Origin of the sequence: Kitasatospora sp. LaBMicrA B282 (genome assembly GCF_050325825.1) — a bacterium.
In the GTDB taxonomy this organism is placed as follows: Bacteria; Actinomycetota; Actinomycetes; order Streptomycetales; family Streptomycetaceae; genus Kitasatospora.
The window spans coordinates 16,581-30,589 of record NZ_JBNQTI010000108.1 but is presented as its reverse complement, the minus strand read 5'-3'; the positions used below and the strand labels follow the sequence as shown (position 1 = coordinate 30,589).

At 73.7% G+C, this 14,009-nt stretch carries 12 protein-coding genes and 1 tRNA gene; 5 read left to right on the top strand and 8 right to left on the bottom strand.

The features are described 5' to 3' along the window. Window positions 1–1,242, top strand: a 1,242-nt coding sequence (locus tag ACQRUO_RS26080; RefSeq protein ID WP_428318500.1) for a response regulator, incomplete at its 5' end; no start/stop codon positions are given. 198 nt (window positions 1,243–1,440) lie between these two features. Then, the gene (locus tag ACQRUO_RS26075; protein WP_428318499.1) at window positions 1,441–2,871 is read left to right on the top strand and encodes a recombinase family protein; all 1,431 of its coding nucleotides are present in this window, start codon (window positions 1,441–1,443) and stop codon (window positions 2,869–2,871) included. Between the two features lie 67 nt (window positions 2,872–2,938). Here the strand turns inward: ACQRUO_RS26075 and ACQRUO_RS26070 are convergent, their stop codons facing one another. Both ACQRUO_RS26070 and ACQRUO_RS26065 read right to left on the bottom strand, forming a co-directional pair. After that, complete coding sequence (locus ACQRUO_RS26070; protein WP_428318498.1) at window positions 2,939–4,642, bottom strand: long-chain fatty acid--CoA ligase; 1,704 nt, start codon at window positions 4,640–4,642, stop codon at window positions 2,939–2,941. Between the two features lie 150 nt (window positions 4,643–4,792). Then, window positions 4,793–6,013 (bottom strand): FAD-dependent monooxygenase, encoded by a 1,221-nt coding sequence (locus tag ACQRUO_RS26065; RefSeq protein WP_428318497.1) that lies wholly within the window; start codon window positions 6,011–6,013, stop codon window positions 4,793–4,795. A 77-nt stretch (window positions 6,014–6,090) separates the two neighbouring features. Between ACQRUO_RS26065 and ACQRUO_RS26060 the strand changes: the two genes are divergently transcribed. After that, on the top strand, window positions 6,091–6,693 hold the full coding sequence (locus tag ACQRUO_RS26060) for a TetR/AcrR family transcriptional regulator (protein WP_428318496.1): 603 nt from the start codon (window positions 6,091–6,093) through the stop codon (window positions 6,691–6,693). Between the two features lie 109 nt (window positions 6,694–6,802). Here the strand turns inward: ACQRUO_RS26060 and ACQRUO_RS26055 are convergent, their stop codons facing one another. Then, the gene (locus ACQRUO_RS26055) at window positions 6,803–7,783 is read right to left on the bottom strand and encodes a LysR family transcriptional regulator (RefSeq protein WP_428318503.1); all 981 of its coding nucleotides are present in this window, start codon (window positions 7,781–7,783) and stop codon (window positions 6,803–6,805) included. A 143-nt stretch (window positions 7,784–7,926) separates the two neighbouring features. Between ACQRUO_RS26055 and ACQRUO_RS26050 the strand changes: the two genes are divergently transcribed. Beyond that, the gene (locus ACQRUO_RS26050) at window positions 7,927–8,868 is read left to right on the top strand and encodes a zinc-binding dehydrogenase (RefSeq protein WP_428318495.1); all 942 of its coding nucleotides are present in this window, start codon (window positions 7,927–7,929) and stop codon (window positions 8,866–8,868) included. 54 nt (window positions 8,869–8,922) lie between these two features. Next, entirely contained in the window at window positions 8,923–9,366 is a 444-nt protein-coding gene (locus ACQRUO_RS26045) for a nuclear transport factor 2 family protein (RefSeq protein ID WP_428318494.1), read from the top strand. Window positions 9,367–9,390: 24 nt separating this feature from the next. On the opposite strand, the gene ACQRUO_RS26040 is transcribed toward ACQRUO_RS26045, so the two are convergent. The 5 genes from ACQRUO_RS26040 to ACQRUO_RS26020 all read right to left on the bottom strand — a co-directional run bounded on the left by ACQRUO_RS26040 (window position 9,391) and on the right by ACQRUO_RS26020 (window position 13,886). Further along, window positions 9,391–10,494 (bottom strand): DUF1906 domain-containing protein, encoded by a 1,104-nt coding sequence (locus ACQRUO_RS26040; protein ID WP_428318493.1) that lies wholly within the window; start codon window positions 10,492–10,494, stop codon window positions 9,391–9,393. A 357-nt stretch (window positions 10,495–10,851) separates the two neighbouring features. After that, on the bottom strand, window positions 10,852–11,181 hold the full coding sequence (locus tag ACQRUO_RS26035) for a hypothetical protein (RefSeq protein ID WP_428318492.1): 330 nt from the start codon (window positions 11,179–11,181) through the stop codon (window positions 10,852–10,854). A 283-nt stretch (window positions 11,182–11,464) separates the two neighbouring features. Beyond that, complete coding sequence (locus ACQRUO_RS26030; RefSeq protein ID WP_428318491.1) at window positions 11,465–12,829, bottom strand: FAD-binding oxidoreductase; 1,365 nt, start codon at window positions 12,827–12,829, stop codon at window positions 11,465–11,467. A gap of 77 nt (window positions 12,830–12,906) precedes the next feature. After that, the gene (locus tag ACQRUO_RS26025; protein ID WP_428318490.1) at window positions 12,907–13,704 is read right to left on the bottom strand and encodes a COG4705 family protein; all 798 of its coding nucleotides are present in this window, start codon (window positions 13,702–13,704) and stop codon (window positions 12,907–12,909) included. A gap of 94 nt (window positions 13,705–13,798) precedes the next feature. Next, window positions 13,799–13,886: transfer RNA gene (locus ACQRUO_RS26020), tRNA-Ser, on the bottom strand. Between the last annotated feature and the right edge of the window lie 123 nt (window positions 13,887–14,009).

Here is a 14,009-nt window from a genome sequence, read left to right as displayed (position 1 = left end):
GGTGCCGCGCAGCCCGCGCTGGAGCCGGTGCGCCCGGCCGAGGAGCCGCCGGCCGCCGGTCCCTCCTCGGCGCTCGCCCTGGCCGAGCCGGCCCGCCCGGCGCCGGTCCCGCCGGTGCCGGTCGCCCCGCCGATGCCAGGCACCCCGCCGACCCTGCCGCCGGTGCCGCAGCAGCTCCCGGTGGGCAGCGGTCTGGGCGAGCTGGCCCCGCCCCGGCCCGCCGGGTTCGCCAGCGCCTTCCCGGCCGCGTTCCCGGTGCCGGCTGCGCCGACCGCGCCGGTCCCGGTCGAACCGCGCACCCCGCCGCGCCCGATGGCCGCGCTGCCCCCGGCGGCCGGTCCCGCGAACACCGGTTCCGCGAACACCGGCCCCGCGCAGCTCGGCTCGGGGGACACCGAGAGCGGCCTGCCCCGGCTCTCCGGCGAGGACGACTCGATCGGGGCGGGCGCCGGCCTGGCCCCGCGGGTGCCGGAGTACCCGGACTACCCGACCATGGTCAACCCGACCCCGGACGGCCGCCCGCGCCGCCTGCTGGTCTGGCCCGAGCCCGACCCGTCGACCAAGCAGGCGCTCCAGGAGCGCGGCTACCGCCCGGTGATAGTCCGCTCCCGCGAGGAGGTGGACGCCCAGGTCGCCGCCTACCCGGCCGCGCTCTTCGTCGACCCGCTGACCGGCCCGATCACCCGCACCGCGCTGCAGTCGCTGCGCACCGCGGCACTGAACAGCCGGGTCCCGGTCCTGGTCACCGCCGGTCTGGGCCAGGCCACCCGGGACGCCGCCTACGGGGCCGACCCCGCCGTGCTGCTGCGCGCGCTGGCCCCCCGGGACAGCGAGAACCACGCCGCCCGGGTGCTGCTGGTGGAGGGCGACCCGGACATCGCGGCCGCGCTCACCAGCAGCCTGGAGCGGCGCGGGATGCACGTGGAGCACGCGGCCTCGGAGAACGACGCGGTCTCCAAGGCGAGCAGCGTGCAGCCCAACCTGGTGGTGATGGACCTGCTGCAGATCCGCCGCCGCCGGATGGGCCTGCTGGACTGGCTGCGCGCCAACGACCGGCTGCACCGCACCCCGCTGGTCGTCTACACCTCGGTGGACCTGGACCCGACCGAGCTGCCCCGACTGCGCACCGGCGAAACGGTGCTCTTCCTCGCCGAGCGCTCCACCAGCGCCGACGTCCAGGCCCGGATCGTCGACCTGCTCGGCCGGATCGGCTCCCTGAGCGAGGTCTCGGCAGCCAGCTGAGCAACGACACCACGAGGGGGGAGCACCGAGCCCGGTGCTCCCCCCTCGCCGGTCGGTCACTCCTTCCCGAGCACCGTGACGTCCAACTCCCCGGCCGCGTAGGCGGCGCGGATCACTTTCATCAAAGAGTGTCGTGATCCACCGAGGTGCGACTACTCTGCGGAGTGGAACGTGCACGGATCCGGGGAGGTCGCCACGATGACGAAGCGGATCGGCGGATACGCCCGGATCAGTCTGGACAAGGACGGCGACGAGCTGGGCATCGACCGCCAACGCGAGGACTACACGTACTACGCTGCCGCCCGGGTGGGCTGGGAGATCGTCCGTGACTACATCGACAACGACGCGTCGGCCTACAGAAAGAACGTCGTCAGGCCGGAGTTCGAGCGGCTGCTGAACGACCTGAAGTCCGGCGTGCTTGATGGCGTGGTCGCCTACGACCTCGACCGGCTGATGCGTCAGCCGATGGACCTCGAGCGCCTGATCGGCATCTTCGAGGACAGCCCGAAGCTCGTCTTCGGCACGGTGACACAGGATTACGACCTGTCCACCAGTGACGGCCGGACCATGGCCCGGGTCATGGTCACGATGGCCAACAAGGCATCGGCAGACGCTTCTCGGCGGATCGCTCGCAAGCACCGGGAACTTGCCGACGCGGGCAAGAACGGCGGCAGCCATCGCGCGTTCGGTTGGAACGACGACCGGGTGACCGTGAAGCAGGACGAGGCCTCGCTGATCCTCGAGGCACATGACGCCCTGTTGGCGGGCACGAGGCTCTCGACGATCACACGGCAGTGGCAGGCCCTGGACGTGAAGACGGCGCGGAAGAGCGCCAAGCCCATCTCTCGGACCGCCGTGAAAGCGATCCTGAGCAACTGGCGTCTCTGCGGATACCGGGCCGTGAAGGGCGAGATCCATTATGGGAAGGACGGAAACCCCGTCATTGCCGAGTGGGAATCCATCACCACGCCGGAGCGCGTGAGCGCAGTACGTGAGGTCCTCGCGGAGCGCAGCGAGAAATTCCGCAACCAGGGGAACACCAATGGATACCGCTACCTGCTGACCGGCGTGGCACGCTGCTCCGAGTGCGGAGCACGAATGGTCCCGAAGCGGAGGTCAAATTGCGAGCCCGGGAGCAAGAGAAGCGCATTCTCCTACGCATGCCCGACCAGGTCCGAGGGCGGATGTGGCAAGGTGAGCCGCCAGGGCGAAGCGCTGGATTCGTGGATCACTACGCTGGTTCATGACGCACAGGCGGCACTGTTGGCCGCTCCTCAGGCGGAGATGCCCGACTCCTTTCCCGGCGAGGCTCGTCTGATCGAGATCGAGGCCGAGAGGGCCGAGTACCTGGCGGCCAGGCGGAGCAACAAGATCACTGCCTCGACGCTGATCACCCTGCTCGAGCCCCTGGAAAACGAGCAGGAGCAGCTCAAGCGGGATCGAAGCCGGTTCATCGTCGAGCAGGCACAGGCCCAGGATGTCGTCAATCTGTCAGACGACTTCGAGAGGCTGCCCATCGAACGCCAGAAGGCAGTCATCATGAAGCACGTCAAGGCCGTGATCGTCCATCCCGTCGGCAAGGGAGCCAGGAAGTTCGATCCCAGACTCATTGAAATGGTCTGGACATAAAGAAATAGTGCCGGGACGCCGAGGCCCCGCCCTCTGGAAGGCGGGGCCTCGAAGCACTGTGCGGGTCCTACTCAGCTCGCGCATCGCCCTTGCCGGCCTTGCCGTCCTCCCAGATGACGCTCAGGCGGCCGGACCTATACAGTTCACGAATTACCTTCTTGTCGAACTTGCCGACCGAGGTCTTCGGCACCGCGGACATCAGCGCCCAGCGCTCGGGCAGTTGCCAGGAGGCGATCCGGCCGGCCAGGAAGGTCCGCAGGCCGGGGAGGTCGACCTGGGCGTCCGGGCGCAGCACCACGGTGGCCAGCGGGCGCTCGCCCCACTTGTCGTCCGGTACCGCGACCACCGCGGCCTCGGCGACCTCGGGGTGGGCCATCAGCTCGTTCTCCAGCTCGACCGAGGAGATCCACTCGCCGCCGGACTTGATCACGTCCTTGGCCCGGTCGGTGAGGGTGAGGAAGCCGTCGAGGGTGATGGTGCCGACGTCGCCGGTGCGCAGCCAGCCGTCCTCGGTGAACTTGTCCTCGGGGCGCACGGGTTCGGCGTCCGGGCCGGCGTGGTAGGCGCCGGCGATCCACGGGCCGCGCACCTCCAGCTCGCCCGCGCTCGCGCCGTCGTGCGGCATCCGCTCGCCGTTCGGGCCGGTGAGGCGGGCCTGCACGGAGGCCGGGAAGACGCCCTGGGTGATCCGGTACTCCCACTCCTGCTCGGCGCTCAGGCCGGCCGGCGGCAGGGCGAAGGTGCCCAGCGGGGAGGTCTCGGTCATGCCCCAGGCGTGCACCACGCGGATGCCGTGGCGCTCCTCGAAGGCGCGCATCAGGGCCGGCGGGCAGGCCGAGCCGCCGATCACCACCTGGCGCAACGAGGAGACGTCGTAGGGCTGCTGACGGTTCGTCGGGTGGTCGAGCTCGTCCAGCAGGCCGTTCCAGATGGTCGGCACCGCGGCGCTGACGGTGGGCCGGATCCGGTCGATCATGGTGGCCAGCGGCTGCGGCTGCAGGAACCGGTCCGGCATCAGCACGCCGGCCCCGGACATGAAGGCCGCGTGCGGGATCCCCCAGGCGCCGACGTGGAACATCGGGACCACCGGCAGCACCACGTCCCGCGGGGTGAGGCCGAAGGTGGCGGCCGAGTTGACCTGCAGGCAGTGCAGGTAGAGCGAACGGTGGCTGTAGACCACGCCCTTGGGATCGCCGGTGGTGCCGGAGGTGTAGCAGATCATCGCCGCGCTGCGCTCGTCCAGCTCCTCCTGCCACGGGTAGTCGGTGGGGCGGCCGGCGATCAGTTCCTCGTAGTCGTGCACCGCGCCCGGGAAACCGGCCAGCAGCGAGCGGTCGCCCGGGCCGCTGACCACGATGTGCCGGAGGGTCGGGGCAAGTTGTGGCAGCACCCCGGCGAGCAGCGGCAGCACGCTGCCGTTGACCACGATCGCCTGGTCGGCGGCGTGGTTGATGATGTACGCCAACTGGGCGGCGGGCAGCCGCAGGTTGAGGGTGTGCAGCACCGATCCCATCGCCGGCACCGCGAGGTAGGCCTCCAGGTGGTCGGCGTTGTTCCACATCAGGGTCCCGAGGACGCTCCCCTCCCGCAGGTCGAGCTCGTCGCGCAGCGCGTGCGCGAGCTGGGCGGCGCGGGCGCCGACCTCGGCGAAGCTGCGCACCTCGGGGCCGGTCTCAGTCCAGGTGGTCACGGTGGCCCGGCCGTGGATGGTCGCGCCGTGGCCCAGCATCCGGGCGACGGTGAGCGGTACGTCCTGCATGGTGCTGAACACGCGGGTCCTCCTTGACCGGGCTGCCGACTGCCGGACCCCGGATCACCTGCACGGCAGCTCCTACTGGCAGGTAGCCCGGTGGTCCGCAGCCGATTCTGGCGCGCCGCGGGAGGCCGTGTCAGCAGGACGGGGGCGAATGAGACGATTCGCTCAAACCCCTAGGTCGGCAGGTGCCCCGGACGGCACCGGCCAGGTCGGCGGGTGCCAGTCCAGCATGGGCGCGGCGGCCCGGACCAGGGTGCGGGCCGGGAGGCTGCCGGCCAGGGTCAGCAGGGTGTCGCGGGCGGCCACCGCAAGCGGGGTGTGCAGGGCGACCAGGCGGGCCACCCGACGGGAGCGGGCGGCCACCCAGGTGGTGCGGGGCAGCCGGGCGGCGGAGTAGGCGGGCAGGTCGAAGCGGTCGGTGGCGTGGTGGGCGAGCACCACGGCGTCCTCGATCGCCTGGCAGGCGCCCTGGCCCTGGAACGGGGTCATCGCGTGCGCGGCGTCGCCGAGCAGTGCGGTGCGACCCCGGTGGTACGCGGGCAGCGGGTCGCCCAGTTCGTGGACGTCGTGGCGCAGCACGCGGTCCGGCTCGGCGGCGGCGAGGAGGGCGGGGAGCGGGGCGTGCCAGTCGCCGAACCGGCGCAGCAGTTCGGCTCGTTCGTCGCCGTCGACAGCAGCTCCGCCCGGCGCGGTCCAGGCCGCCGCGTACAGGTAGACCCGGTCCTCGGCGAGCGGGACCACGCCGATCAGGGCGCCGCGGCCCCAGGTCTCCCCGACTGGGAGGGTGCTGCCGGGCGGGCGCGGCACGATGGTGCGCCAGGTGGTGCAGCCGGCGTAGCGGGGGCCCGGGTGGTCGGGGAAGAGCCGGGCCCTGGTGGGCGAGCGCAGCCCGTCGGCGGCCACCACCAGGGCGGCCCGGTGCTCGGTGCCGTCGGCGGTGCGTACCAGGGCGGGGGCGTCCGCGGAGCCGGGGTCGACCAGTTCGGCGGTGCTGCCGGTGTGCAGGACGCCGGGCGGCAGCTGCGCCGCCAGCTCGGCCACCAGGTCGGCGCGGGGCAGCACCACGATTGGGTCGCCGTAGGCGCGGGCGAAGCCGGCCGTGCTGGTGCGGGCGAGTCGGCGGCCGGACGGGCGGCGCAGTGCGGCCTCGCCATGGGCGGCGGCCCGGGCGCGGATCGGGTCGCCGACGCCCAGCAGGTCGAGGGCGCGCAGCGCGTTGGGGGCGATGCTCAGGCCGGAGCCGACCGGGTCGAGCGCGGCGGCGCGCTCGTGCACGGTGACCCGCCAGCCGCGCCGGTACAGGGCGAGGGCGGCGGTCAGGCCGCCGATCCCGGCGCCGATCACCAGGGCGGTTCGTTCGGGGGTGGTCGGGTGCGGATCGGTCATGCCCTCACGGTACTACTGATGTAGTGGATTGACACTACATTCATAGTAAGCCGTCTTGGGACGGCATGATCGGGGACATGAGTTCGCCGCGCGCCGCCCTGATCGCCGACACCGCCATCGCCCTGCTCGCCGAGCGGGGCTCCCGCGGGCTCACCCACCGCGCCGTGGACGAGGCGGCCGGCCTGCCGCCCGGCACCACCTCCAACCACGCCCGCAGCCGGGCCGCGCTGCTCGCGGCCACCCTGGACCGGATCACCGAGCTGGAGACGCAGGCGATGCTGCCCGGTGGGCCGCCGACCGCCGCGGCCGCCTGGCCCGCGCCCGGCAGCAGCCCGCGGGCGGCGCTGGCCGCGTTGCTGGCCCACGCCCTGGAACAGGCCCTCGGCCCGGGGCGCACCCTCACCCTGGCCCGCTTCGAACTCGCCCTGGAGGCCACCCGCCGCCCCGAACTGCGCGCCGTCTACGACCGCCTGGGCGCCGACTTCCTCGTCCAGGCCGCGCAGTTGCTGACCTTCGCCGGCTCGCCGGCACCGCAGCAGCACGCCGGGGCCCTGATCCGCTGGTGCGAGGGCGTGCTCTTCTACTCCGTGGCCGGCGCCGGCCAGGACCGCGCACCGGGCCGGGACGAACTCCGGGCCGAGGCCGAGCAGTACCTGACCGGCCTCCTCGGACCCGCCTGACCGGCCTCCCCCGACCCCGTGTCCGGCCCGCCGGAACCCGCCCGACCGGCCTGCCGGAACCCGCCCGACCGGCCTGCCGCAGCCCACCCGACCGCCCCCGCCGGCCGGCTCACCCCTCGGCGGCCAGCGCCGCCCGTTCCGCCTCCGGGAGCCAGTCGCGCTCCGGGCGGTACTCCAGCCAGCGGTGCCGGCGGCCGGCTTCGGCGAAGGCCCGCAGCAGCTCCGGGATCGCCGGGTGGGCGCCGTGCCGCGGCCAGACCAGCGACCAGGCGTACAACGGGGTCGGCTCGACCAACGGCACCGAGCGCAGGCCGGCGGCGGCCGCGCCGTCCGGCAGCGGCAGGTCCGCGGGCAGCACGGTGAACCCGTCGGAGGTCTGCCGCAGGTGGGCCAGGAAGGACTCGGCCCCGAGATTGGCCTCCGGCACCAGCGCCCCGCCCAGCCCGAACCGCTCGGCGAACTGCCGCAGGAACTCCAGCCGCTCCAACGCGGCCGGCACCAGCAGCCGCCCGCCGCGCAGTTGGTCCGGCCGCAGCGCGTCGGCAGCGGCCAGCGGGTGGTCGGGGCCGAGCACCACGTCCACCGGCTCCAGCCGGACCAGCCGGTGCGCCAGCGCCTCGTCGCGGCCGTCGCCCAGCGCGTGGTGACGGCCGAAGCCGGCGTCGGTCTCGGCCCGCAGCAGCGCGCCGGCCACCGCGGGCAGGTCGCGGCCGTGACCGATCTCGACGCTCGACGACAGCTGCTCGCCGACCACCTGACGGACCGTCCGCAGCGGTGCGAACAGGTGGCCCCAGACGTCCAGCCGCAGCGGCCGCACCGACTGCCGGACCGCGGCCACCGCCGTGTCCCCGGCCGCGAGCAGCGCCCGGGCCGGCGCCAGGAGGCGCTCGCCCGCCGCGGTCGGCGCCACGCCCCGCGGATCGCGCTCCAGCAGCCGCTCGCCGAGCCGGTCCTCCAGCCGGGCGATCCGCTTGGAGAGCGCCTGCTGGGTGAGCGACAGCTCCTGGGCGGCCCGGCCGAAGTGCCGGTGCTCGGCGGCCGCGACGAAGGCGCGCACCTGGGCGAGGTCGAGATCCACGATCGCCATCATCGACGACAACCGTTGGTTGTCAAGGCTCTTGAGGAGTTGTTGGCCGCCCGCACCCCGGTCGCGGTTGGCTGTGATCACCGCCCGGGAGGACCGGACGCGAGGACCGGGCGGGCAGACCGCCAGGACGCCGAAGGAGCGAGCAGATGAAGGCATTCGTGCCCACCGGGACCCCCGCCGCGGTCGGCCCCACGGTCCGGCAGGCCGCGGTGGCCGAACCGGTCCAACGGGCCGACCAGGCCCTGATCAAGGTCGAGGCCTACTCGGTCAACCGCGGCGAGACCTTCGTGCTGGAGCGGCCGCCGGCCGACTGGCGGCCCGGCAAGGACGTGGCCGGGCTGGTGGTGCAGGCCGCCCCGGACGGCTCCGGGCCGGCGGTCGGCCGGCGGGTGGTGGCCCACCCGCCGGCCGCCGGGTGGGCCGAGTACGTCGCGGTGCCGACCGGCGCGCTGGCCCCGCTGCCGGACCGGGTGAGCGCCGTGCAGGCCGCCGCACTGCCGCTGGCCGGCCTGACCGCGCTGCGCCTGCTGCGCACCGCCGCCCGGCACACCGGCCACCTGGCGGGCCGCCGGATCCTGCTCACCGGCGCCTCCGGCGGGGTGGGGCACTACGTCACCGAACTGGCCGCCGCCGCGGGCGCCCGGCTCACCGTGGTGACCGCCTCGGCCGAGCGCGGCGCCCGGCTGCGCGAACTGGGCGCCGCCGAGGTGGTGCACCAGGTGGCCGACGCCACCGGGCCGTTCGACCTGGTGCTGGAGTCCACCGGCGGCACCGCGCTGCCGCTGGCGCTGGCCCGGCTGGCGCCGCGCGGGCTGCTGCTCTGGTTCGGGCAGGCCAGCCGGCAGCCGGTGGAGCTGAACTTCTTCGACATCCTGTCCGGCCCGGTCAGCGCGACCATCCGGCAGTTCAGCTACGCCGACGTGGACGAGCCGGACGGCGCGGACCTGGCCACCCTGGTGCGGCTGACCGCCGAGGGCCGGCTGCACCCGGAGCTGGGCACCGTGCGGGACTGGGCCGAGACCCCACAGGTACTGGACGAGCTGCGCGAGCGCCGGATCCGCGGCAACGCGGTGCTGACCGTCGCCTGACGGAGCACCGGCATGATCGACCATCAGATCCGACCATCGGAAGGAACGACCGCCATGACCAGCACCACCAGCACCACCAGCACCATCGCTGCCGCCGCCACCCCCAAGGAGATCGTGGCCCGCTACGTCCAGGCCGTCATCGACGGCGACCTGGCCGCCATCCGGGACAGCTTCACCCCGGACGCCACCTGGGAGTACCCCGGCGACCTGCCGCTGAGCCGGACCTGGACCGGCCGGGACGCCATCGTCGACGACTTCCTGGTCGGCGCCGGCGCCTACTTCGCCCCCGACGGCGCCCCGCGGGTGACGCTGACCGGCCTGCTCGCCGACGGCGACCGGGTGATCGCCGAGTGGACCGCGCTGGGCACCGCGAAGGGCGGCGGGCGCTACGACAACCGGTGCCTGGGGATCTTCACGGTGCGGGACGGCCGGATCGCCGCGGTCCGCGAGTACCTGGACACCCGGATGGTCGGGCGGGTGCTCTTCCCGGAGCTCTAGGGGGTGCCCCGGGAACGCCAGGAGCTACCGCCGCGCCCTGGGGGCGACGGCGGTGGCCACCAGGGTGTCCAGTTGGTCCCGGTCGATGGTCAGCTGGGCGCCCCCGTAGCTCTCCTCCACCGGCCCGTGCAGCTGGTGGGAGCGGCGGTGCGCGGCCCACTGGTCGTCACCCAGCACCCCGGCGCCGTCCAGGCTCGGGCTGCTGTCCCAGCGGGCGTACCAGACGGCGTCCGGCATCGGTGCGGCCCCAGCCCGCTGGGCCGCCGCCAGGTCGCCGATCCCGGAGTCGAGGCTGGAGTAGAACCCGGAGAAGTAGCCCGCCTGGTGCAGGCCCAGGGTCCAGCCGACGGTGAAGTCGATGACCGCCTTGGAGCAGCCGGCGTCATCCGACTGGTAGGCCTCCATGTCGAGGTAGACCGGGCTGCCGGGGCCGATGCCGACCTGCTGGGCGCCGCGCACCGCCTCGGCCGCCTCCTGCCGGCCCTGGTCGACCGCGTTCGCCGGGTCGATCCGCTGCGGCTTGTTCGCCGCCATGCTGCACGGCGCCTGTAGCCCGACGTGGGTCGGCACCAGCCGCCAGCCCAGCGCCCGCACCTGGCGCACCCAGTCCGCGGTCAGGGCGGTCTGGGCGCAGGCCCGCTGCCGGCCGCTGGTGTAGATGCCGACCGAGCCGTACGGCGAGGCGCCGTGCCAGGCCCGCATCACGTCCAACGACGGGGCGGTGCAGGCGTCGAAGCCGCTGCCGGTGAAGACGGTGCGCGGGCCGGCGGCCAGCTGGGCGGCGCCCGGGTCCGGCAGCACCGTCACCCCGGCGGGCGGGGCCGGCGCCGGGGTGGGGCTCGGCGAGGCGGGGCTCAGGGCGGGCAGCTGCGGGGCCGCGGGTGGGACCGGCGCGGCGGGCGGCACGGGAGCTGCGGGCGCGGCCGGCAGCGCGGGCAGCCCGGGCAGCACGATCGGCCCGGGCGGGAAGAGCCGGTGACCGAGGACCTTGGGCGGGCCGGCCACCGGGGTGCGGTTGGCCGTCTCGGCGTAGGCGAGCGGGACGCCCCGGCCGGCGCTTTGGTCGGTGGCCAGCAGCAGGACGAGGGCGGCGGCCGAGATCGCCGCCGGACGCAGGTAGCGGACCATCCCCCGATGCTGACCCCGACTGACGGCTCGTCGGCCGAGCCTGGGGCGGACGCGCCGCTCCCGCACCTCGAATCCACCCGGGTGGAGCAGGGGGAGAGCGCCACGACAGGGGGTTGGGAGGGTCACGGTCCTGACCGGCGGCGGCGCGCCACGGCCGACCGCGCCCCGACGTGCGGATGGGCGGTGCCGTGATCGGCACCGCCCATCGACCCGGAGCTGCGGTGACCCTTTCCGCCGCCCAACTGGTCTGCGCACTGCACGGCCGGGGAGGCCTGCGGAGCCGGGGAGTTCGCTCAGCCGTGGCGCGCCGCCCGGCCGGAGGCCGGGAGGGCGGCGGCTACTCCCCGGTGGGAAGGGTTACTTGGCGATCGGCGCGAAGTCGATCTTCACGCCCTTGTTGGCCTGGTCGGCGTAGACCCAGCCCGAGTTGTCCTTCACCCCGAGGGTGTTGTTCTGGTTCGACGCGCCGTTGCCGGTCGCGGTCTGCTGGGTCCAGTTGTAGTTGCCGTCCACCGAGCCGAAGACGTTGCCGCTGCCCAGGTTGGAGACGACGCTGCTGTTGGAACCGTCGTTGGAGCCGGCCACGTTGTCCGCGAAGGCAGCGCCGGCACCGGCCAGCAGCAGGCCTGCTGCCAGTGGTGCGGCGGCCAGTGCGACGACCACCCGGGCGGTGCGGTTGCGAGCCATGGGAATCCTCCAGAAGACCGGAAGTGAACTGATTGCTGCGGGAGTTCGCGGCCAGACGAGCTCCTGCGGGCTGCGACGCCGAGATCAAGATTCCGCGACCGGCGGCCCGATCGCCAGTCCTCACCAGGCAATTCGCTCGATCGCGTGACCCCGGGACGCTAAACCATGGACGCGCGGAAGCCGATATCCACTGGTCGGTCTTCGGCCACCGCGCACCCGAGCGGAATCACCGGTACCGCCTGCCCAGGCCGCGCCACCCCCCTCGCGCCACCCCGGGAATGGCTCAGAACAGCTTGCCGGGATTGAGGATTCCCAGCGGATCGAACAATCCTTTCATCTGCTTTTGCAGCTCCAGTCCGACCGGCCCCAGCTCCCGCGCCAGCCATTCCCGCTTGAGCAGCCCGACGCCGTGCTCGCCGGTGATGGTTCCGCCCAGTTCCAGGCCGAGCGCCATGATCTGCTCGAAGGAGTCCTTCGCCCGGGCCACCTGCTCCGGGTCCCCGGCGTCGAAGACGACGATCGGATGGGTGTTGCCGTCCCCGGCGTGGCAGCAGACGCCGATGGTCAGCCCGCAACGCTCGCCGATCGCGGCCACCCCGGCCAGCATCTCGGCCATCCGGGACCGCGGCACGGCCACGTCGTCCACCATCGTGGTGCCCAGCGCGTCCATCGCGGTCAGCGCCAGCCGTCGGGCCTGCAGCAGCAGCTCCGACTCGGCCTGGTCCTCGGCCGGCACCACCTCGGTGGCCCCCGCGGCGGTGCACAGCTCGGCGACCGCCGCCAGCTCCCGGAGCCGCTCCGGCCCGTCGAAGGCCACCATCAGCAGCGCCGCGGTGCTCTCCGGCAGCCCCATGTTCCCGTACCGGTTGACCGCCCGGACCATCACCGAGTCCATCAGCTCCATCAGCGACGGGGTGAAGCCGGCCTCGGTCACCGCGTTCACGGCCGCGCAGGCCGCACCGGTACTGCCGAACTCGGCGACCAGCGCCAGCTGCGGGGCGGGCGCCGGCCGCAGCGCCAGCACCGCGCCGACCACCACGCCCAGGGTGCCCTCGGAGCCCACGAAGAGCCGGGTCAGGTCGTAGCCGGCCACCCCCTTGGCGGTGCGCCGCCCGGTGCGCAGCAGCCGCCCGTCGGCCAGCACCACGTCCAGGCCGAGCACGTACTCGCTGGTCACCCCGTACTTGACGCAGCACAGCCCGCCGGCGCCGGTGCCGATGTTGCCGCCGATCGTGCAGGACTCCCAGCTGGACGGGTCCGGCGGGTAGGCCAGCCCGTGCGCCTCGGCGGCCCGGGACAGCGCGGCGTTCACCACCCCGGGCTCGACCACGGCGATCCGGTTCACCGGGTCCAGTTCCAGGATCCGGTCCATCTTCAGCAGCGACAGCAGGATGCAGCCGGCCACCGCGTTCGCCCCGCCGGAGAGCCCGGTCCTGGCCCCCTGCGGCACCACCGGCACCCGCAGCCCGGTGGCCGTGCGCAGAACGTGCCGGACCTCCTCGACGGTGCGCGGAAAGACCAGCGCCGCCGGTTGCCCGGCGGCGCAGAACCCGGCCGTGTCGTGCCGGTAGGCGGCGGTCACCGCCGGGTCCACCACCACCGCCTCCGCCGGCAACCCGGCCCGCAGGCGGTCGATCAGCTCGCTCACTTGGCGCCCCTCTCGTCGGAGGAGGCCAGTCTGTCGGATCGTCGGCCGCGTACGACCGAACGTCAGGCGGGTTCCGGTCAGCCCCGGTGGCGGCGTTGCCCGCCCCGCGAGCCCTGCACGGTCAGCACCGCGACCAGCGCGGCGATCAGCACGGTGAGCACCAGGCTGACCGGGCCGAAGCCCCAGCCGAGCCCGTGGTGGCTGCGCTCGGCGCCCATCCAGTCGGCGTACGAGGCGCCCAGCGGCCGGGTCAGGATGTAGGCCAGCCAGAAGGCGAGCACCGCGTCGAGCTTGAAGAACCGGTGCGCGAGGGCGGGCAGCGCGATCGCCACCGTGAACACCACGCCGGAGGAGAAGTAGCCCAGGCCCACCGTGCTCGCGGTCATGTCGCCCACCGCGGTGCCCAGCGCGAAGGTGGCCAGCACGGCCGCCCAGTAGAAGAACTCCCGCTTGGGGGTGTGCACGCTGTGGATCGAGAGGGTGCCCTCGCTCACCCGCCACCAGGCGAAGATCACCAGCAGCGCCACCAGGAAGCCCGGCGCGGAGACCACGTAGGGCACCCCGAAGCCGACGTGCAGCACGTCGGCCGCCATCGTCCCGAAGACGCTCACCATGGTCACCGCCAGCCAGTACACCCACGGGACGTACCGCTTGGCGCGGAACTGCACGGTGAGCGCGGCTGCCAGCAGCAGCCCGCCCAGCCCGACCGCGGGGATCGGGTTCAGCGTCCGGACCAGGAAGTCCGAAGCGTCCTCGCCCATGCCCGTGGTGAGCACCTTGGTGATCCAGAAGAGCGCCGTGACCTCGGGCACCTTGCTCAGCAGGCGGCCCGCGGAGGCGACCGGCTCGCTCGGCCGGAGTTGAGCAGTCGTCATGGGGGTCACCCTGCCAGGCCCAGCTGAAGACCAGCTGAAGATCGCACAACGATCCGGCCCCCGACCTGCGCCGCAGGTCAGGGGCCGGTCACGGCGGAGAGCGTGGGATTCGAACCCACGGTACGGGGTCACCGCACGACAGTTTTCAAGACTGTTCCCTTAGGCCGCTCGGGCAGCTCTCCAGGCGGAGGCCAGCCTAACGGGTCCACGGGGGTGCGGGGCACCGGTTTCCGGTGACCCCACTGCGGTCGGGGCAGCGGGGTCACCGGGGGCGCCCGGCGGCACCGTCACGGTGCGCCGGGCGG

Bases quoted from the DNA above. Each gene is read 5' to 3' on its own strand.
- ACQRUO_RS26075 (WP_428318499.1), top strand. From the start codon at position 1,441: ATGACGAAGCGGATCGGCGGATACGCCCGGATCAGTCTGGACAAGGAC.
- ACQRUO_RS26065 (WP_428318497.1), bottom strand. From the start codon at position 6,013: ATGACCGATCCGCACCCGACCACCCCCGAACGAACCGCCCTGGTGATC.
- ACQRUO_RS26060 (WP_428318496.1), top strand. From the start codon at position 6,091: ATGAGTTCGCCGCGCGCCGCCCTGATCGCCGACACCGCCATCGCCCTG.
- ACQRUO_RS26055 (WP_428318503.1), bottom strand. From the start codon at position 7,783: ATGATGGCGATCGTGGATCTCGACCTCGCCCAGGTGCGCGCCTTCGTC.
- ACQRUO_RS26050 (WP_428318495.1), top strand. From the start codon at position 7,927: ATGAAGGCATTCGTGCCCACCGGGACCCCCGCCGCGGTCGGCCCCACG.
- ACQRUO_RS26045 (WP_428318494.1), top strand. From the start codon at position 8,923: ATGACCAGCACCACCAGCACCACCAGCACCATCGCTGCCGCCGCCACC.
- ACQRUO_RS26040 (WP_428318493.1), bottom strand. From the start codon at position 10,494: ATGGTCCGCTACCTGCGTCCGGCGGCGATCTCGGCCGCCGCCCTCGTC.
- ACQRUO_RS26035 (WP_428318492.1), bottom strand. From the start codon at position 11,181: ATGGCTCGCAACCGCACCGCCCGGGTGGTCGTCGCACTGGCCGCCGCA.
- ACQRUO_RS26025 (WP_428318490.1), bottom strand. From the start codon at position 13,704: ATGACGACTGCTCAACTCCGGCCGAGCGAGCCGGTCGCCTCCGCGGGC.